This window comes from Streptomyces venetus, from assembly GCF_039540295.1.
Classification (GTDB): Bacteria; Actinomycetota; Actinomycetes; order Streptomycetales; family Streptomycetaceae; genus Streptomyces; species Streptomyces venetus.
The window spans coordinates 594,266-613,999 of the sequence record NZ_BAABET010000001.1; the positions used below are offsets into that span (position 1 = coordinate 594,266).

The 19,734-nt window shown below is 70.0% G+C and carries 16 protein-coding genes; 1 reads left to right on the plus strand and 15 read right to left on the minus strand.

Annotation, left to right across the window (positions count from 1 at the left end):
- Positions 1-34 precede the first annotated feature (34 nt).
- The 3 genes from ABEA82_RS02595 to ABEA82_RS02605 form a co-directional block, all read right to left on the minus strand.
- Entirely contained in the window at positions 35-817 is a 783-nt protein-coding gene (locus ABEA82_RS02595; RefSeq protein WP_345659674.1) for a TIGR03936 family radical SAM-associated protein, read from the minus strand.
- A gap of 48 nt (positions 818-865) precedes the next feature.
- Complete coding sequence (locus ABEA82_RS02600; protein ID WP_345659675.1) at positions 866-2,083, minus strand: hypothetical protein; 1,218 nt, start codon at positions 2,081-2,083, stop codon at positions 866-868.
- Positions 2,084-2,372: 289 nt separating this feature from the next.
- Positions 2,373-2,603, minus strand: coding sequence for a helix-turn-helix domain-containing protein (locus ABEA82_RS02605; protein ID WP_003990215.1), 231 nt, complete (start codon positions 2,601-2,603; stop codon positions 2,373-2,375).
- 248 nt (positions 2,604-2,851) lie between these two features.
- Between ABEA82_RS02605 and ABEA82_RS02610 the strand changes: the two genes are divergently transcribed.
- Positions 2,852-3,541 carry a GAF and ANTAR domain-containing protein gene (locus ABEA82_RS02610; RefSeq protein WP_345659676.1) on the plus strand — a complete coding sequence of 230 codons (690 nt, stop codon included), beginning with the start codon at positions 2,852-2,854 and terminating at the stop codon, positions 3,539-3,541.
- Positions 3,542-3,571: 30 nt separating this feature from the next.
- On the opposite strand, the gene ABEA82_RS02615 is transcribed toward ABEA82_RS02610, so the two are convergent.
- From ABEA82_RS02615 to ABEA82_RS02670, 12 genes are all read right to left on the minus strand, one after another.
- Positions 3,572-5,536 (minus strand): TIGR03960 family B12-binding radical SAM protein, encoded by a 1,965-nt coding sequence (locus ABEA82_RS02615; RefSeq protein WP_345659677.1) that lies wholly within the window; start codon positions 5,534-5,536, stop codon positions 3,572-3,574.
- Between the two features lie 88 nt (positions 5,537-5,624).
- The gene (locus ABEA82_RS02620; RefSeq protein ID WP_345659678.1) at positions 5,625-7,145 is read right to left on the minus strand and encodes a CYTH and CHAD domain-containing protein; all 1,521 of its coding nucleotides are present in this window, start codon (positions 7,143-7,145) and stop codon (positions 5,625-5,627) included.
- 65 nt (positions 7,146-7,210) lie between these two features.
- Positions 7,211-7,819: a hypothetical protein gene (locus ABEA82_RS02625; RefSeq protein WP_345659679.1), complete on the minus strand. Its 609-nt coding sequence runs from the start codon at positions 7,817-7,819 to the stop codon at positions 7,211-7,213.
- A gap of 21 nt (positions 7,820-7,840) precedes the next feature.
- The gene (rodA, locus tag ABEA82_RS02630; protein WP_345659680.1) at positions 7,841-9,043 is read right to left on the minus strand and encodes a rod shape-determining protein RodA; all 1,203 of its coding nucleotides are present in this window, start codon (positions 9,041-9,043) and stop codon (positions 7,841-7,843) included.
- Positions 9,040-11,286 carry a penicillin-binding protein 2 gene (mrdA, locus tag ABEA82_RS02635; protein ID WP_345659681.1) on the minus strand — a complete coding sequence of 749 codons (2,247 nt, stop codon included), beginning with the start codon at positions 11,284-11,286 and terminating at the stop codon, positions 9,040-9,042. The genes rodA and mrdA overlap by 4 nt, the downstream gene beginning before the upstream one ends.
- Positions 11,287-11,386: 100 nt before the next feature.
- Complete coding sequence (mreD, locus tag ABEA82_RS02640) at positions 11,387-12,058, minus strand: rod shape-determining protein MreD (RefSeq protein WP_345659682.1); 672 nt, start codon at positions 12,056-12,058, stop codon at positions 11,387-11,389.
- A 13-nt stretch (positions 12,059-12,071) separates the two neighbouring features.
- Positions 12,072-13,019, minus strand: a complete 948-nt coding sequence (mreC, locus tag ABEA82_RS02645) for a rod shape-determining protein MreC (RefSeq protein WP_345659683.1) — start codon at positions 13,017-13,019, stop codon at positions 12,072-12,074.
- 144 nt (positions 13,020-13,163) lie between these two features.
- On the minus strand, positions 13,164-14,183 hold the full coding sequence (locus ABEA82_RS02650) for a rod shape-determining protein (protein WP_004001297.1): 1,020 nt from the start codon (positions 14,181-14,183) through the stop codon (positions 13,164-13,166).
- A gap of 265 nt (positions 14,184-14,448) precedes the next feature.
- Positions 14,449-14,862: a nucleoside-diphosphate kinase gene (ndk, locus tag ABEA82_RS02655; RefSeq protein ID WP_345659684.1), complete on the minus strand. Its 414-nt coding sequence runs from the start codon at positions 14,860-14,862 to the stop codon at positions 14,449-14,451.
- A 74-nt stretch (positions 14,863-14,936) separates the two neighbouring features.
- Entirely contained in the window at positions 14,937-15,296 is a 360-nt protein-coding gene (locus ABEA82_RS02660) for a DUF4233 domain-containing protein (protein ID WP_345659685.1), read from the minus strand.
- 6 nt (positions 15,297-15,302) lie between these two features.
- Entirely contained in the window at positions 15,303-16,826 is a 1,524-nt protein-coding gene (gene folC, locus ABEA82_RS02665; protein WP_345659686.1) for a bifunctional tetrahydrofolate synthase/dihydrofolate synthase, read from the minus strand.
- Between the two features lie 211 nt (positions 16,827-17,037).
- Positions 17,038-19,668 (minus strand): valine--tRNA ligase, encoded by a 2,631-nt coding sequence (locus tag ABEA82_RS02670; RefSeq protein ID WP_345659687.1) that lies wholly within the window; start codon positions 19,666-19,668, stop codon positions 17,038-17,040.
- Positions 19,669-19,734 lie beyond the last annotated feature (66 nt).

The window sequence follows — 19,734 nt, forward strand, 5'->3', positions numbered from 1 at the left end:
GCGCTACGACGTCCGTCCCTACGCGGAACCTTCCTTACGCCGGCGCCGTCGCGGCGGCAGGCGGTTCGGCCGTTGAGCGGGCCTCCGCTGCCTCGCGGTCGGGCGCGAGCGGGTCGGTCACCGTGCCGGTCTCTTCATCGAGCAGCCCCTGCGCCAGCCTGGTCACCGCTGCGGGGACCGGCGGCGCCAGGTCGGCCACGGCGCGGAGACCGGACAGGACGTCGTCGGGTCGTACGGCAGGCGTCACGTGCCGAACAACCAGCCGCAGTATCGCACAGGGCTGGTCGGTCGGCCTATCAGCCTGCGAACTGTGCGTTTCTGTGTGGTCGGGGATCTCCAGGCTGACGACGGCGGAGCGGGCGTCGAAGGTACGGACCCCGTTCTTGGCGAGGCGCTGGACCTCCACGGTCTCGGCCGCGTTGAAGACGTCCGCCGCGCGGCGGGCCTCCTCCTGCGGCACGCCGTCCAGCCGCAGCTCCCACACGGAAGCCGTGAGCCGGTCGGCGAGGCCCGAGGTGCGGGCCTCGACCGCCTCGACGATGTCGAGCCCGGTGGGGAGCGACTCGTCGAGAAGGGCCCTCAGCTGCTCCGGGTCGCGGGGCGCGGTGAGCGCGATCTCCAGGTACTCCGCCTCACTGCCCGTGCCGGTGGGTGCGGCATTGGCGTACGACACCTTCGGGTGCGGTGTGAAGCCCGCCGAGTAGGCCATCGGCACCTCGGCACGGCGCAACGCACGCTCGAAGGCGCGCTGGAAGTCACGGTGGCTGGTGAACCGGAGGCGGCCGCGCTTGGTGTAACGCAGTCGGATGCGCTGCACCGCGGGTGCGGGCGGCGGGCCTTCGGGCTGTCGCTTGCCCAGTGTCGTTCAGTCCTTCGTGAGAGCGGTCGTACTGCTACCTAGAGTACGTGCCTCGCGGTCCGAAGGTTCCCTCCGGTCGACCGGCCGCGGCTGCCTCGGCTCCCCGAAGAGCATCCGCCGGACGTCGGCGCGGGCCTGCCGTACGGACTCACCTGCGGAGGCGAGCGCCTGCCGGGTGGCGCGTCCCACACCGCGGGCGGCCTCGGCGGCGGGCCGCAGGACGGCGTCCCGCACCACGTGCCCGACAGGTGTCAGCACGCTGCGGTACACCCACCGCACCGGCTCGACGAAGATCCACCGGAAGAGGGTGCCGAGGAACCGCCCGACGGCGAGCGAGACGTACCCGGCGACGCGCCACGCGTGACCGAGTGCGTCCCAAACCTCCCGTCCGACGACGGCCAGGACCCGGCCGACCGGCACCAGGACCCAGCGCCAGAGGGCGAGCGCCGGAAGGACCAGCAGGATCCGGGTGATCCAGTGGAGGACGATCCCGATGCCGGTGACGATCGTGCGCACCAGCCACACGAGTCCCTTGCCGCACCAGACGATCGCGCGCCCGACGGGCGCGAGCACCCACGTGTACAGCCAGACGGCGGGGACCACGAGGAGGTAGCGCACGAGCCACGCCAGAGCCGTGTACAGGCCGATCCCGATCGCGGCCAGCACCGCTCCGAGCCCCTTGAGCACCCACATCACGGCGTGCCCGACGGGCGTGAGCACGGACGAGTACACCCAGCCGAGTCCGGCCCCCACTCCCCGCGCGACCCAGGCGATCGCATGCCCCACCGGGGTCAGCACGTACCGGTGGCACCACACCGCCGGCACGACGACGAGGACGTACCCGAGCCACCCGAGGGCCTTGGCCACGGGCACCACGACATACCGCCACAGCCCCACGAACGGCCAGACGAACAGCGCCCGCCCGAGCCACAGCAGCGCCCGCCCCAGCGGCCGGAACAGCACGTCGTTCAGGAACCGCCCGGCCACGACGAGCGCGTCCCACACCATCCGCACGGGGACGACCAGCAGGAGCACGACGATCCGCACGGGAATCCGGATCGCGACGACCAGACACCCCTCGGGCGCGTCCGGCTCCCGCCGAACGGCCGGCACGGTCCGCCCGTTCCGCCCGTTCCGCTCGTTCCACTCGGCGGGCTCAGTCGCGGACTTGCGCAGATCGACCCGCGCCTCGGGACCCTCTCGGGCCGGCTTCTCCAGATCCATACCGTCGAAGACGCCTCAGCGCCCCGCCCGGATCCAGCACCGCACAGTCCCGCCCCGTTCTCCCGCACATTCTCCACTCGGCCCCGTGGTCGTACGACTCACCCCTGTGCGACACGCACTTGCCCACGGCTTCGATGAGCCGCCCGCCCAGTCCGGCGCCCCGCGCCCCGGGTACGACGTACACGCACTGGAGGTTGCGACCCGGCGTTCTCCTCGGCCCAGCCGGCGAAGTGCCTGACGAAGTCCTCGCGTTCACCGGGGCGAGCCGGGCGGATGCTGATGTTCTCCATCAGGGCATCGTCCGGTCGGCGGCGCCGTCCGCCTCCCAGCGCAGCAGGTCCCCCGGCTGGCACTCGAGCACCTCGCAGAGGGCTGCGAGGGTCGAGAAGCGGACCGCCTTGGCGCGGCCGTTCTTGAGGACGGCCAGGTTGGCGGGGGTGATGCCGACGCGTTCCGCCAGCTCGCCCACGGACATCTTCCGTTTGGCCAGCATCACGTCGATGTCGACGGCGATCGGCATCAGATGACCTCTTCCAGCAGCACGAGCACGGCCGGCTTCCCCATCGCCACTCCTCCGATCGAACTCCGATTGAAATCTATCGAGACTCGATAGGCCCTGCAAGAGGTGCCGTGCGCCCGGAGCCGAGAGGGCCGAAAGTGGAGCCCACCGAACACGACGCATGAAGGCACATCAGACGTGTGCCAGGCGTGGCACCGTGGGCAGGAGGCACTGAAGCACCCGCTGCACCCGGACCGAGGAGGACGACAGTGGACTGGCGCCTGTTCGCACAGCAGATGGCTTCCATGTCCCGGGAACTGCTGGCCCAGGACTCGGTCGACGCCACCCTCGAACACATCACCCGCTCGGCCACCGAACTGGTGTGGGGCTGCGACGCGGCCGGCATCCTCCTCCTGCACGGCAAGAAGGTGGAGACCCTCGCACCCACCCACGACCTGGTCACCGAGAGCGACCGCCTCCAGGAGCGCCTCGCCGAGGGCCCCTGCTTCGACGCCGCGCGCGGCGACACCGACGAACGGGTCTTCCGCATCCACGACTTCACCCACGAGGTGCCCCGCTGGCCCCAGTACGCCTCACGAGCCAAGGAACTGGGCGTGGGCAGCATGATGGGCTTCCTGCTCTACACCGAGGAGGAGGAGCTCGGCGCACTCAACCTCTACTCCGGCCACCCCGGGGCCTTCACGGAGGACAGCGAAACCGCCGGCTGGCTGCTGGCCTCGCACGCGGCGATCGCCTTCTCCAGCGCCCGCAGCCAGGCCCAGCTGGAGCAGGCCATCGCCACACGTCACCTCATCGGCGAGGCCATGGGCATCCTCATGGGAAGCCACGACCTCACCGAGAAGGAGGCCTTCGACGTCCTGCGCCGCTTCTCCCAGGACAACAACATCAAGCTCCGCGAGGTCGCCCGCCGCGTCTGCGAACACGGCAGCCTGGCCTGACCCGCGAGTCCCCGAGAACCGGCCCGACGGTCAGTGTGAGTGCCCGCTCGGCGCCGGCGCCGCGTTCTTGACCGTCAGGGGCAGGAGCTTCTTGCCCGTGGGGCCGATCTGAATGTGGGTGTCCATCTGCGGACACACCCCACAATCGAAGCAAGGCGTCCAGCGGCAGTCCTCGACCTCCGTCTCGTCGAGGGCGTCCTGCCAGTCCTCCCAGAGCCAGTCCTTGTCGAGGCCGGAGTCGAGGTGGTCCCAGGGGAGGACCTCCTCGTACGTGCGCTCGCGCGTGGTGTACCAGTCGACGTCCACGCCGAACGGCTCCAGGGCCTTGTCGGCGCAGGCCATCCAGCGGTCGTACGAGAAGTGCTCGCGCCAGCCGTCGAAGCGGCCGCCGTCGTCGTAGACCGCGCGGATGATCGCGCCGGTGCGGCGGTCGCCGCGGGACAGCAGGCCCTCGACGATGCCGGGCTTGCCGTCGTGGTAGCGGAAGCCGATGGAGCGGCCGTACTTCTTGTCGCCGCGGATCTTGTTGCGCAGCTTCTCCAGGCGGGCGTCCGTCTCCTCCGCCGACAGCTGCGGTGCCCACTGGAAGGGCGTGTGGGGCTTGGGGACGAAGCCGCCGATGGAGACCGTGCAGCGGATGTCGTTGGACTTCGACACCTCGCGGCCCTTGGCGATGACCCGCGTCGCCATGTCCGCGATCTGCAGGACGTCCTCGTCGGTCTCCGTCGGCAGGCCGCACATGAAGTAGAGCTTCACCTGGCGCCAGCCGTTGCCGTACGCCGTCGCGACGGTCCTGATGAGGTCGTCTTCCGAGACCATCTTGTTGATGACCTTGCGGATGCGTTCCGAGCCGCCCTCGGGGGCGAAGGTGAGGCCGGAGCGGCGGCCGTTGCGCGTCAGCTCGTTCGCCAGGTCGATGTTGAAGGCGTCCACGCGGGTGGAGGGGAGGGAGAGGCCGATCTTGTCGTCCTCGTAGCGGTCCGCGAGGCCCTTGGCGACGTCGCCGATCTCGCTGTGGTCCGCCGAGGAGAGCGACAGCAGGCCGACCTCCTCGAAGCCCGTCGCCTTCAGGCCCTGTTCGACCATGTCGCCGATGCCGGTGATGGAGCGCTCGCGGACCGGGCGCGTGATCATGCCGGCCTGGCAGAAGCGGCAGCCTCGGGTGCAGCCGCGGAAGATCTCCACCGACATGCGCTCGTGGACCGTCTCGGCCAGCGGGACCAGGGGCTGCTTGGGGTACGGCCACTCGTCGAGGTCCATCACGGTGTGCTTGGAGACCCGCCACGGCACACCGCTGCGGTTCGGTACGACGCGGGCGATACGGCCGTCCGGCAGGTATTCGACGTCGTAGAAGCCGGGGACGTAGACCCCGCCCGTCTTCGCGAGGCGGAAGAGGAGCTCCTCGCGGCCGCCGGGGCGGCCCTCGGCCTTCCAGGCGCGGATGATCGCGGTGATCTCCAGGACGGCCTGTTCGCCGTCGCCGATCACCGCGCAGTCGATGAAGTCCGCGATGGGCTCGGGGTTGAACGCGGCGTGGCCGCCGGCCAGGACGATCGGGTCGTCCGGGCCGCGGTCCTTGGCCTCCAGGGGGATCCCGGAGAGGTCCAGGGCCGCCAGCATGTTGGTGTAGCCCAGCTCCGTGGAGAAGGAGAGGCCGAGCACGTCGAACGCCTTGACCGGGCGGTGGCTGTCCACGGTGAACTGCGGGACGTCGTGCTTGCGCATCAGCTCCTCGAGGTCCGGCCACACGCTGTAGGTGCGCTCGGCGAGGACGCCCTGCTGCTCGTTGAGCACCTCGTAGAGGATCATGACGCCCTGGTTGGGGAGGCCGACCTCGTAGGCGTCCGGGTACATGAGCGCCCAGCGGACGTCACAGGACTCCCAGTCCTTGACCGTGGAGTTGAGCTCTCCGCCGACGTACTGGATCGGCTTCTGCACATGCGGGAGCAGAGCTTCGAGCTGCGGGAAGACCGACGCAGCGACTTCGGCAGGCATGTCGCGCACCTTCGTGAGCTGGACTGAACTGACAGGGGTGACCATCCAGACTAACGCGACCGCGGGGTGCCCCCGTACGCCGGAAGATCTACAGGCCCGCCGTGGCGTCCTTGATGCCGTCCCAGAACGCGGGCAGCTCGGCCTCCACGCGCAGGGCCCGCTGCTCCTCGCGCTCGTGGAGCAGGCCGTAGGTGAAGGTGTCCTGCCCCGCCGCGTGGGCGACGGCCGACAGCTCGCGGAGGGTCTGCCGGGCCATCACGCTGTCCTGGTGGTCGCCGAGCAGGTTCTGCAGCCCCTTCATGGTCTTGACCAGGTTCTTGGCGGGTTTGCCGAGGGCCGGTTCGCCGGCTTCCGCGGCGTAGCGGGTGCGCTTGGTCTTCTTGCGGGCGTTGTGGATCGCGACGTCCCGGTCGGTGCCGGGCTCCAGTTCCCGTGCCCGCTGGACCAGCCCGGCGACCTTGCGGACGTCCTTCTTCACGGCTTTGGCGAGCACCTTGCGCGGTTTCCTGCCGGCGGCCTTGCGCAGCGGCGGGTCGGCGATCAGCGCGTCGAGGGTGTCGAGCAGGTCGAGGTAGCGGCGGGAGTCCAGGACGCCGAGGAGCCGGCCGCGGGCCCCGTCGTGCTCGGCGCGGGACCAGGTGGTGATCCGCTCGGACACCGGGCCGCGGACCAGGTCGGCGGGCACCCCGTCGAGGGTCGTGGTGAGCCGTTCGGTGAGCACCTCCCGGTCCCGGTCCCGGCCCAGCTCGCCGGCCAGCCACTTCAGCTCGTCGCCGACCGGGTCGGTGACGGCCCGGTCGAGGACCTTGCCGAAGGACTTGAAGGTGCTGCGCAGCCGGCGGGTGGCCACGCGCATGCTGTGCACGGAGTCCTCGGCGTCGCGGCGGACGGCCGGGTCGAGCTCGACGATCGCGTCGCGCTGGGCGCGCAGGTACGCGAGCACATGGTCTCCGGCGGTCACGGGCTTTCCGGCGGGCACGGGCTCTCCTGCGGCGGTCGCGCGCTGTTTCGGCGGTGCCGTCTCGGCGAGGGCGCGCGCCAGCTTGGAGGGCGAGGCGGACGGCCGTACGCCCGCCTTGCGCAGCCGCTTGTCCACCTTGTCGAGGAAGGCGGGGTCTCCCCCGTCGGCGAGTTCGACCTCGATCTCGGTCCACTCGGCGGTGCCCTCGCCGCCGTGGAGCCGCTCCGCCCGTACGGCGTCCACGCTCGTCTCGGCGAGCGGCCGCCCGCCGTGGTCGAGGAGTTCGCGTACGTCCCGTCGGGAGCGCAGCCGGACGACGGCCACGATCTGCCCGGTGCGGACGCGGGAGCGGACCAGCGCCGCGATCTCGTCCGGGACCGTGTCGGAGAGGGGGGCCTGGATCTCGTCCCGGACGCCGGGGGCGACCGGCAGCTTGAGGTGCCAGCCGGCGTCGGAGCCGCCGGTGCGGCGGCGCAGGGTGATCGATGCCGCTGCCAGGCGAAGGTCGGCCGTGTCGTAGTAGGTGGCGTCCAGTTCCGTGACGCCCTTGTCGAGGACGTCCGCGACACCGGCGACGCCGGTCAGGTCGGGAAGGCCGCTGTCGTCGGACTCGTACTTGCGCTCGACCTCGCGTTTCGTCTCCGCCATGCCATGAATCTAATGGCTGACCGGCCGGGAGGGCAGTGGTGGGCGCCGCGAGAGGGTCGTCGGGTTCAGGTGGTCAGCAGGGCCCGCATCTCCTCGCCGTCCGGGAACGGCGCGTCCTTCGCCGTCCGGGAGACGAGGTACACGTGGGCGTCCTCGAACTGGTGGTACGACAGCGGCTCCGGGCCCTGTCCGACGATCAGCACGTTGTGCTCCAGGCGCCAGCTGACGTACCGGGTGTCGTACTTGGGCTGCCGGATGTCGTGGTCGGGCAGGCCCAGCCGGTCGGTGAAGTACTGCGCGACGGTGGCGAAGTGGGCGTCGAACTCGGGCCGCCAGGCGCCCTCCTGGCTGGTCCAGCCGGGCAGGGGGCCCCAGCAGTCCTCGTCGAGCAGGCCGCCGTCGACCGAGTAGAGGTAGGCGAAGGGCAGGTAGAGCGAGCCGTCGCCGTCGCAGGTGACGAAGTGGCCCTGTGGGGTGACGTGGGTGGCCTCGGGAACGTCGGGCGCGTCCTCGTACGCGGATGCCCGCACCGCCTGCGACCAGTCGGGCCAGCCTGCCTCGCGCATCCGCGACTCGATGGCGTCGTCGTCGGTGAGGTCCAGCTCCGCCATCGCGAGGAGGTGACTCACCAGTTCCTCGGTCACCGGGCACAGGGCCACATACTCTTCGGACATTTCACTCCCCCGTTTGTGCCGCTAGGCCGACATCGGTCGCTGTACCCGGATCGACTGCAGCAGGCCGACCGCTATCCATACGGCGAACATCGACGAGCCGCCGTACGACACGAACGGCAGTGGCAGGCCGGTGACGGGCATGATGCCGAGTGTCATGCCGACGTTCTCGAACGTCTGGAAGGCGAACCAGGCGACGATGCCGGCCGCTACGACCGTGCCGTACAGGTCGGTGGTCTCGCGGGCGATACGGCAGGCCCGCCACAGGACGATGCCGAGCAGCAGGATGATCAGGCCGCCGCCGAGGAAGCCCAGTTCCTCGCCCGCGACGGTGAAGACGAAGTCGGTCTGCTGCTCGGGCACGAACTGGCCGGTGGTCTGCGAGCCGTGGAAGAGGCCGGAGCCGGTCAGTCCGCCGGAGCCGATGGCGATACGGGCCTGGTTGGTGTTGTAGCCGACGCCGGCCGGGTCGAGTTCGGGGTTGGCGAAGGCGGCGAAGCGGTTGATCTGGTACTCGTCGAGCACTCCGAGCTGCCAGACGGCGATCGCGCCGGCCGCGCCCGCGCCGAGCAGCCCGAACACCCACCTGTTGGAGGAGCCGGAGGCGAGCAGCACACCGAGCACGATGATGACCATGACCATGACCGACCCGAGGTCGGGCATGAGCATCACGATGAGCATGGGCACGGCGGCCAGGCCCAGGGCTTGCAGCACCGTGCGGTGGTCGGGGTACTGCCGGTCTCCGGCGTCGACGCGGGCCGAGAGCAGCATCGCCATGCCCAGGATGATCGTGACCTTCACGAACTCGGAGGGCTGGAGGGAGAAGCCGCCGGGGAGCTTGATCCACGAGTGGGCGCCGTTGATCGTGGAGCCGAGCGGGGTGAGCACCAGCAGGATCAGCAGGACCGAGACGCCGTACAGGAACGGCACGGCGGTGCGCAGGCCGCGGTGGCCGAGCCAGATGGTGCCGACCATCAGGGCGAGGCCGATGCCGGTGTTGAGCAGGTGCCGGATGAGGAAGTAGTACTGGTCGCCCTGGTTGAGCTCCGTGCGGTTGCGGGTCGCCGAGTAGACGAGGAGCGTGCCGAGCAGCGACAGGGCCATCGCCGACAGCAGGATCGGCCAGTCGAGCCGCCGCGCCACCGAGTCGCGGGCGAGGAGCCGGTTCCAGCCGGAGCGCTCGGGGCCGTAGCCCGAGACCTGGAAGCTGTTCACACCGCCGGTCATGTCGGCAACCTCCGGCTTCCCCGCCGGCGCCGGCGCCTTCGGGTGTCACGGTTCTCGGGGGACGGCGGGGCCGAGGTCGCCGGCTGGAGCGGGTCGGCCGGGGCGTTCGGGTCCTTCTTCTTCGCCTGCGGGTCCTTGGCCGGGTCCTTGGCGATCTTCGGGGTGGCGATGGTGCCGTCCGTCTTGACCTTGGGCAGGGCCTTCTCGGGGGTGGGCAGCAGGGCCTTCTTCGAGTTGATCTTGCCGTCCTCGGAGACGCCGTACAGCGCGTTGTAGATGTTGCGGACGGCGGGGCCCGAGGCGCCGGAGCCCGTACCACCCTGGGAGATCGTCATGACGACCGTGTAGTCCTTGGTGTACGTGGCGAACCAGGAGGTCGTCTGCTTGCCGTAGACCTCGGCCGTACCCGTCTTGGCGTGCATCGGGATCTTGTCCTGCGGCCAGCCGCCGAAGCGCCAGGCGGCCGTACCGCGGGTGGCGACTCCCGCGAGGGCTTCGTCTATGCGGTCGCGCGTCGTCCGCGTCATCGGCAGCTTGCCGTGCGACTTGGGCTTGATCGGGGTGATGGTCCTGCCGTCGGCGCTGATGACGGCCTTGCCGATGGAGGGGTCGTACAGCGTGCCGCCGTTGGAGATGGCGCCGTAGATGGTGGCCATCTGGATGGGCGTCACGAGCGTGTCGCCCTGGCCGATGGAGTAGTTGACGGAGTCACCGGCGCGCATGCGGTTGCCTTCGAGGCAGTTCTCGTAGGCGATCTTCTCGGCGTAGCTGCCGTTGCGCTTGCCGGTGCGGCACCAGGCGTCCTTGTTGGCCTTCCAGTAGTTCAGCTTCCACTGGCGGTCGGGGACGCGGCCGGTGACCTCGTTGGGCAGGTCGATGCCGGTTTCCTTGCCGAGGCCGAACTGGTGGGCGGTCTTGTAGAACCAGTCGTGGGGCTTCTTCTTCGGCTTGGCGCCGCCGTCGCGCTTCCACTCCTCGTGGGAGAGCCGGTAGAAGACGGTGTCGCAGGAGACCTCCAGGGCGCGGCCGAGGCTGATCGGGCCGTACCCCTTGGACTCGAAGTTCTTGAAGACCTGGCCGCCGAGGTTGTACGAGCTGGAGCACTCGTAGGGGCCGTCGAAGGAGTAGCCGGCGTTGATCGCGGCGGCCGTCGGGACGACCTTGAAGATCGAGCCGGGCGCCGACTGGCCCTGGATCGCGCGGTTGAGCAGCGGGTAGTTGGAGCTCTTGCCGGTGAGCCGGGCGTAGTCCTTCGCGGAGATGCCGCCGACCCAGGCGTTCGGGTCGTAGTCCGGGTTGGACGCCATGGCGACGACGCGGCCGGTCTTGGCCTCCATCACCACGACGGCACCGGAGTCGGCCTTGTAGTTGGTGCCGGTGTTCCGGTCGTGCTGCTTGCGGGCCTCCTTCATGGCCTCGTTCAGCTGGTACTCGGCGATCCGCTGGACGCGGGCGTCGATGCTGGTGACGAGGTTGTCGCCCGGGTGGGCGGGGTCGGCCTCGGCCTGGCCGATGACGCGGCCGAGGTTGTCGACCTCGTAGCGGGTGACGCCGGCCTTGCCGCGCAGCTGCTTGTCGTACTGGCGCTCGATGCCCGAGCGGCCCACCTGGTCGGAGCGCAGGTACGGCGAGTTGGTGTCCTGCGCCTGCTTGATCTCCTCGTCGGTGACCGGCGAGAGGTAGCCGAGGACCTGGGCGGTGTTGGCCTTGCCCGGGCTCGGGTAGCGGCGCACGGCCTGCGGCTCGGCGGTGATGCCGGGGAAGTCCTCGGCGCGCTCGCGGATCTGGAGGGCCTGCTTGGCGGTGGCCTCGTCGGTGATGGGGATGGGCTGGTACGGCGAGCCGTTCCAGCAGGGCTGGGGCGTCTTGGCGTCGCACAGCCGGACCTTCGCCATGACCTCCGCGGGGGTCATGCCCAGCACGCCGGCGAGCTTGGTCAGGACGTCCTTGCCGTCGTCCTTCATCTTCAGCAGGTCGGTGCGGGAGGCGGAGACGACCAGCCGGGTCTCGTTGTCGGCGAGGGCCACGCCCCGCGCGTCCAGGATGGAGCCGCGGACGGCCGGCTGGACGACCTGCTGGACGTGGTTGCCGGAGGCCTCCTTGGCGTAGGCCGCGCCCTCACGGATCTGGAGGTACCACAGGCGTCCGCCGAGGGTGAGCAGGAGGGAGAGGACGAGCACCTGGATGACGACGAGCCGGATCTGGACCCGTGTGCTCCGGCCGGTCTCGGGAATGTTGGTCACTGCTGCTGCCTCCCCCTCTCCGTACGCCTACGACTCTGTGATGACGGGCTGAAGTCCTCGGTGTGCACAGCCGCTTGTCCCGTCACCGCCGCTCGACCGTTCACAGCCGCTTGACCCCCTTGATGCGCCCGGCGCGCGCCATGCGTGCGCGGGCCGCCTTCACCCGCAGTCCGTTCCGCTGGCTGCCGATCTTCAGGCCGGTGCCGCCGGAGAGCCAGCCGGAGGAGATGTCGGTGGCCGTGGCGGCGGAACCGGACTCGGCGAGCGGATCGTTCTCGGCGCGCCGGGCCAGTGCCATCACCCCGGGCACGACGAACGGGGCGAGCAGCAGGTCGTACAGGGCGGCCGTGAACAGCAGGCTGCCCAGGCCCACGTGGCGGGCGGCGGTGTCACCGACGAGGGCGCCGACCCCGGCGTACAGCAGGGTGGAGCCGACGGCGGCGGCGACCACCACGACCATGGGGCCGGTCGCGGACTTCAGCCGGCCCGTCTCGGGCTTCACCAGGCCCGCGAGGTAGCCGATGACGCACAGCACGAGGGCATAGCGCCCGGCCGCGTGGTCCGCCGGCGGGGCCAGGTCGGCGAGCAGCCCCGCGCCGAAGCCGACGAGGGCGCCGCCGACGTGCCCGTACACCAGGGCGAGTCCGAGGACGGTGAGCAGCATCAGGTCGGGCACGGCGCCGGGCAGGTGAAGGCGGGCGAGGACGCTCACCTGGATCACCAGGGCGACGACGACCAGGACGGAGGAGAGCAGGATCCGGTTGACGCGCATGAGGTGACAGCTCCTACTGCTCTGGCTGGTTCTGGCCGTCTGCGGATGCCTCGGCCGACGGGGTCACGGTCACCGTCACCGTCGGCCTGGGGGTCGGCTTGGGCTTGGGCGGGAGCACCGTGTCGCGCGGGTCCTTCTTCGGGGCCTCGACGACGACACCGACGATGTCGAGCTTGGTGAACCCGGCGTACGGCGTGACGTACAGCGTGCGGGTCAGGCCCCCGCCGGAGGGGTCGACACGGGAGACGACGCCGACGGGCACGCCGGGCACGAACGGCCGGTCGGCCTGCGAGCCGAAGGTGACCAGGCGGTCGCCCTTCTTGACCTCCGCCTTGCCGTTGAGGAGTTCCACGCGCAGCGGGCGGTCGCCCTGCCCGGAGGCGAAGCCGAGTTCGTCGCTGGACTCCATCCGGGTGCCGACCGTGAAGTCGGGGTCGCTGGCGAGCAGGACCGTGGCGGTGTCGGGCCCGACGGTGGTGACCCGGCCGACGAGCCCGTCCCCGTTCAGGACGGTCATGTCGCGCTTGATGCCGTCGCGCGCGCCGACGTCGATGGTGATGGTCCAGGAGAATCCCTGCGCCGCCCCTATGGCGATGACCTCGGCGCCCTTGATGCCGTACTGGCCCCGGCCGGCCGTCTTCAGCATCTTGTCGAGCTGCTTGAGGCGGCTGCGGCTGCGGTCGTCGCTGCCGAGCCGGGCCTTCAGGGCCGCGTTCTCCTCCTCCAGCAGCTTGAGCCGGTCGTGCCGCGCGCCGGAATCACGGACGGCGGAGACCGCGTTGCCGATCGGGTCGACCCCGGCCGACACACCGCTCTCGATCGGGCCGAAGACCGTCGCCGCGGCCTGCCGGGCGCCGTCCACGGGCGAATCCTCCCCGCCGCGGATGTCCACCGTGATCAACGCGAACGCGATGGCGATCAGCAGCACCAGGAGCAGCCGGCTCTCTCGTGTGTCCCTCACGTGCGGCGGCCGTGCCCTTCCTCATAGGAATTCGGGAAGCCCCAGGGAAACCCGAGGGGCTGCTTTGTGGGAGCTTATGCCTCTATATCAACGATCCGCCGTACGAGAGGAGATCGTCCCGTACGGCGGAATCGAAGAGTTACGTCATCTGCGCGGCTGAGCGTCCAGCACCTGCTGGAGCGCCTCGAACTCCTCGACGCACTTTCCGGAACCGAGCGCCACGCTGTCCAGGGGATCCTCGGCGATGTGGATCGGCATACCGGTCTCCCGGCGCAGCCGCTCGTCCAGGCCCCGCAGCAGCGCCCCGCCGCCGGTCAGCACGATTCCCCGGTCCATGATGTCGCCGGACAGCTCCGGCGGACACTTGTCGAGGGTCGTCTTGACGGCGTCGACGATCGCGTTGACCGGTTCCTCGATCGCCTTGCGGACTTCCGCCGCGGAGATGACGACGGTCTTCGGCAGCCCGGAGACCAGGTCCCGGCCGCGGATTTCGGTGTGCTCGTCGGAGTCGAGGTCGTACGCCGAACCGATCGTGATCTTGATCTGTTCGGCCGTGCGCTCACCCAGCAGCAGGGAGTACTCCTTCTTGATGTGCTGGATGATCGCGTTGTCCAGTTCGTCGCCCGCGACACGGATGGACTGGGCGGTGACGATGCCGCCGAGGGAGATGACCGCGACCTCCGTGGTGCCGCCGCCGATGTCGACCACCATGTTGCCCGTGGCCTCGTGGACCGGCAGGCCGGAGCCGATGGCCGCGGCCATGGGCTCCTCGATGATGTGCACCTGGCGGGCGCCGGCCTGGGACGACGCCTCGATGACGGCGCGGCGCTCGACGCCCGTGATGCCCGAGGGCACGCAGACGACGACCCGCGGACGAGCCAGATACCGCCGCTTGTGGATCTTCAGGATGAAGTAGCGGAGCATCCGCTCGGTGATCTCGAAGTCGGCGATCACGCCGTCCTTCAGTGGACGTACGGCAACGATGTTGCCGGGCGTGCGCCCGATCATCTTCTTCGCTTCGGCGCCGACCGCGAGGATGCCACCGGTGTTGGTGTTGATCGCGACTACGGACGGCTCGTTGAGTACGATCCCACGACCCCTGACGTACACCAGCGTGTTGGCGGTCCCGAGGTCGACAGCCATGTCACGGCCGATGAACGACATTGAGTTCCCCATCAGGATTCGTCTGGCCTTCCCAGGAGCTTTTGAGGGCTTTTCAGGTAGGCAAAGGTGGGTGCTGTGACGTGAAGGCTTCCATCGTAGACGCGCCTTCGCGAACACTGCGGGAGGGTCTCCGCCAATGTCAGCAGATGCTGCGCGGGTTCGCTTGTGGAGACGGGCGTTCGGGGGCGATCGTTCCCTCGATCGGCACGCATATGCCAGAAAAGTCTGGGAGCGGCGCCCCCAGACTTTGCTCGCCCTTCGCGCTTTACGCGCGACCCGGGAAGAAGATCTTCACTTCGCGCTCCGCGGAGTCCTCCGAGTCGGAGGCGTGGATCAGGTTCTCCCGGACGATCACGCCGTAGTCGCCGCGGATGGATCCGGGGGCAGCGGCGATCGGGTCGGTCGGGCCGGCGAGCGCGCGCAGCCCCTCGATGACCCGCTCACCCTCGACGATCAGCGCCACGACCGGGCCGGAGGCCATGAACTCCACCAGCGGCTCGTAGAAGGGCTTGCCCTTGTGCTCGCCGTAGTGCTGCTCCAGCGTGTCCTGGTCCAGGGTGCGCAGTTCCAGCGCGGTGATCGTCCAGCCCGCCTTGCGCTCGATGCGGCTGATGATCTCGCCGGTCAGTCCGCGCCGGACGGCGTCGGGCTTGAGCAGGACGAGGGTGCGCTGGGTCACGACGGGGCTCCTTATGCGTCAAGGTTGTGCGGTTGTGCGGTGAGACGAGGTTACCCGGCGTGTCGGGGCACCTGTTACGCAGCGTCAGGTGTGGAGGAACCGGCCTCGGCCGCCGCGAATCTCGCCTTCGCGGCGTCGACCTTCCGCCCGTAGTGCACGGACGCCCACCACAGGGCCGCGAAGACCGCGCCGAGGAAGAACATCATGGGCACGACGAAGCCCGAGGCGATGAGCCCGAGCTGCAACGCCCAGCCGAGCACGACCCCGCCGGGACGCGTCACCAGGCCGCACAGGACCAGGCACAGGAACATCGCGACACCGCTGACCGTCCACACCGTGGTCATGGACAGGTCGGGGTCCTTCATGGCGACCAGCCCGGCGAAGCCGATGATGAAGAACTCGCCGATCAGGGTCGAGGAACAGAGGGTACGCACGGGATCTCAGCCCCTCCCCAGGAGCAGTCGGGCCTCGCCGACGGTGATGACGGAGCCGGTGACGAGCACACCGCCGCCCGCGAACTCGCCCTCCTCCTCGGCCAGGGTGATCGCGGCCTCCAGGGCGTCCGGCAGCCGCGGCTCGACCTGGACCCGCTCCTCGCCGAACACCTCGACGGCGATACCGGCCAGCTCGTCGGCGTCCATCGCGCGGTGGGTCGAGTTCTGCGTGACCACGATCTCCGCGAAGACCGGCTCGAAGGCCTCCAGCAGCTCCCTCACGTTCTTGTCGCCGCTCGCGCCGACCACGCCGATGAGGCGGCTGAACTGGAAGGCCTCCCCGATCGCGGCGGCCGCCGCCCGGGCGCCCGCCGGGTTGTGGGCGGCGTCCAGCACGACGGTCGGTGAGCGCCGCACGACCTCGAGCCGCCCGGGCGAGGCGACCGCCGCGAACGCCTTGCGGATCGTGTCCAGATCCAGCTGCTCGGCCCGCTGGGCGCCGACCCCGAAGAACGCCTCGACGGCGGCGAGCGCGACGGCCGCGTTGTGCGCCTGGTGCGCGCCGTGCAGCGGCAGGTACACCTCGGGGTACTCGCCGCCGAGCCCGCGCAGCGTCACCAGCTGGCCGCCGACGGCCACCTGCCGGTCCACGACACCGAACTCCAGCCCCTCCCGGGCCACGGTCGCGTCCACCTCGACGGCCTTCTTCAGCAGCACCTGGGCCGCGTCGACCGGCTGCTGCGCCATGATGACCGTCGCACCCTGCTTGATGATGCCGGCCTTCTCCGTGGCGATCTCGGTGTGCGTGCCGCCGAGCCGGTCGGTGTGGTCGAGGTCTATCGGCGTGACGACGGCGACGTCACCGTCGATCACGTTCGTGGCGTCCCAGGACCCGCCCATGCCGACCTCGACGACGGCGACGTCCGCGGGGGCGTCGGCGAAGGCCGCGTAGGCCATGCCGGTGAGCACCTCGAAGAAGGACAGCCGGTACTCCTGCGACACGTCGACCATCTCGACGTACGGCTTGATGTCCTGGTACGTCTCGATGAACCGCTCGGCGGAGATGGGGGCGCCGTCCAGGCTGATGCGCTCGGTGATCGACTGCACGTGCGGCGAGGTGTAGCGGCCGGTCCGCAGCTCGAAGGCGCCGAGCAGGGCCTCGATCATGCGGGCGGTGGAGGTCTTGCCGTTGGTGCCCGTGATGTGGATGGACGGGTACGACCGCTGCGGCTCTCCCAGCACGTCCATCAGCGCGGCGATACGGCTGACGGACGGCTCCAGCTTGGTCTCGCCCCAGCGGGTGGCCAGCTCGGCCTCGACCTCGCGCAGGGCCTTGTCGACCTCGGGGTCGGCGGGGCGGGCGGGGATGTCCGCGTCCGGGGGACCGCCCTGGGTGCGGAGGGTTCGGCTGCCGGCTTCGATGACCGCGAGGTCGGGATCGCGGTCGGTCTCCTCCGCGATGATCTCGTCGAAGGAGTCGAGGGGGTCGGGCTGGTCGTCGGCGTTGTGGTCTGGAGGGAGCTCGCTCACGGGGCCCAGTCTACGGAGCGGGGGTGACAAAGGTCGGGGGTGGTTTGTGTCGTCGTCTGTGTGCGGGTTCGTCGTGACTTGTCGCGCCCACGCGGCGGAGCCGCAGATCGATACAGCCCCGCGCCCCCGAGAGAGCAGGTGCGTGCCCCTGAGCGACGTCAGAGGCCCCCGGGCCTGACAGGTCCGGGGGCCTCTGACACCGTGCGCGCCCTTACGCCTGCGGCAGCCTCTCCAGCTGGGACTGGATGCGGGCGATGTCCTCCTCCGCCTTGGCGAGGCGGGTGCGGATCTTGTCCACGACGTGGTCGGGGGCCTTCGACAGGAACGCCTCGTTGCCGAGCTTCCCCGTCGCCTGGGCCTTCTCCTTCTCCGCCGCCGCCAGGTCCTTCGCCAGGCGCTTGCGCTCCGCCGCCACGTCGATCGTGCCGGAGAGGTCGAGGGCGACCTCGGCGCCGGCGACCGGGAGGGTCGCCGTGGCCGTGAACGCGTCCCCCTCCGGCTGGAGGCGCAGCAGCTGGCGGATGGCGGCCTCGTGGGTGGCGAACGGCGTGCCGTCCAGGGTGAGGCGGGCCGGGACCCGCTGGCCGGGCTGGAGGCCCTGGTCGGCGCGGAAGCGGCGGACCTCGGTGATGACCGACTGGAGGGACTCGATCTCGCGCTCGGCGCCGGCGTCCCGGAAGCCGCTGTCCTTCGGCCACTCGGCGATGACGACCGACTCGCCACCGGTGAGGGTGGTCCACAGGGTCTCGGTGACGAAGGGAACCACCGGGTGCAGCAGCTTCAGCGTGACGTCGAGGACCTCGCCGAGGACGCGCTTCGAGACCTCGGCCGCCTCGCCGCCCGCCTGGAACGTCGTCTTGGACAGCTCGACGTACCAGTCGAAGACCTCGTCCCACGCGAAGTGGAAGAGCGCGTCGGAGAGCTTGGCGAACTGGAAGTCCTCGTAGAACGCGTCGACTTCGGCGACGACGCTGTTCAGGCGGGAGAGGATCCACCGGTCCGTGGCGGACATCTTCGACGGGGCGGGCAGCGGGCCGTCGATCGTCGCGCCGTTCATCATCGCGAAGCGCGTCGCGTTCCAGATCTTGTTGGCGAAGTTGCGGGAGCCCTGGACCCAGTCCTCGCCGATCGGGACGTCGACGCCCGGGTTGGCCCCGCGGGCGAGGGTGAAGCGGAGGGCGTCGGAGCCGTACTTGTCCATCCAGTCCAGCGGGTTGACCGCGTTGCCGAAGGACTTCGACATCTTCTTGCCGAACTGGTCGCGGACCATGCCGTGCAGGGCGATGGTGTGGAACGGCGGGGTGCCGTCCATCGCGTACAGGCCGAACATCATCATCCGGGCGACCCAGAAGAAGAGGATGTCGTAGCCGGTGACCAGGACCGAGTTCGGGTAGAACTTCGCGAGCGACTCGGTCTGTTCGGGCCAGCCGAGCGTGGAGAAGGGCCACAGGCCGGAGGAGAACCAGGTGTCGAGGACGTCGGTGTCCTGACGCCAGCCCTCGGCCTCGGTTCCGGGCGGCTGCTCGTCGGGGCCGACGCAGACGACCTCGCCGTTCGGGCCGTACCAGACCGGGATGCGGTGGCCCCACCACAACTGCCGCGAGATGCACCAGTCGTGGAGGTTGTCGACCCAGTCGAAGTAGCGCTTCTCCATCTCCTGCGGGTGGATCTTGACGCGCCCGTCGCGGACCGCGTCACCCGCGGCCTTGGCGAGCGGGCCGACCTTGACCCACCACTGCATGGACAGACGCGGCTCGATGGTGGTCTTGCAGCGCGAGCAGTGGCCGACGGAGTGGACGTACGGCCGCTTCTCGGCGACGATCCGGCCCTCGGCGCGCAGCGCGGCGACGATCGCCGAGCGGGCCTCCAGGCGGTCCAGGCCCTGGAAGGGGCCGTGGGCGGTGATGACCGCGTGCTCGTCCATGATCGTCAGTGCCGGGAGGTCGTGGCGCTGGCCGATCTCGAAGTCGTTCGGGTCGTGCGCCGGGGTCACCTTGACGGCACCCGTGCCGAACTCGGGGTCGACGTGCTCGTCGGCGACGACCGGGATGGAGCGGTCGGTCAGCGGCAGCTTGACCGTCTTGCCGACCAGGTGCTTGTAGCGCTCGTCCTCGGGGTGGACGGCGACGGCCGTGTCACCGAGCATCGTCTCGGCGCGGGTGGTGGCGACGACGATGGTGTCGTCCCCGTCGCCGTACTTCATGGAGACGAGCTCGCCGTCGTCGTCCTGGTACTCGACCTCGATGTCCGAGATGGCCGTCAGACAGCGGGGGCACCAGTTGATGATGCGCTCGGCGCGGTAGATCAGCTCGTCGTCGTAGAGCCGCTTGAAGATGGTCTGGACGGCCTGGGAGAGGCCCTCGTCCATGGTGAAGCGCTCGCGGGACCAGGCGACGCCGTCGCCGAGGCGGCGCATCTGGCCGCTGATCTGGCCGCCGGACTCGCCCTTCCACTGCCAGACGCGCTCGACGAAGGCCTCACGGCCCAGGTCGTGCCGGGACTTGCCCTCCTTGGCGAGCTCCCGCTCGACGACGTTCTGCGTGGCGATGCCGGCGTGGTCCATGCCGGGCTGCCACAGCGTCTCGTACCCCTGCATGCGCTTGCGACGGGTCAGGGCGTCGATGAGGGTGTGCTCGAAGGCGTGCCCCAGGTGGAGCGAGCCCGTGACGTTCGGCGGCGGGATGACGACGGTGTACGGCGGCTTCTCGCTCTTCTCGTCCGCCTCGAAGTAACCCCGCTCTACCCAGCGCTCGTACAGCGGCCCCTCTACGTCGGCCGGCGCGTACTGGGTCGGCAGGTCGGTGCTGGGCGCTGGTGGCTGCTGCTGAGCGTTCTCGGTCACGGGGGTCAGTTTAGAGGCGTCACGTCCGTGTCCCGAAACGCGTTTCGTTTGTAACGGTGGGGGGCC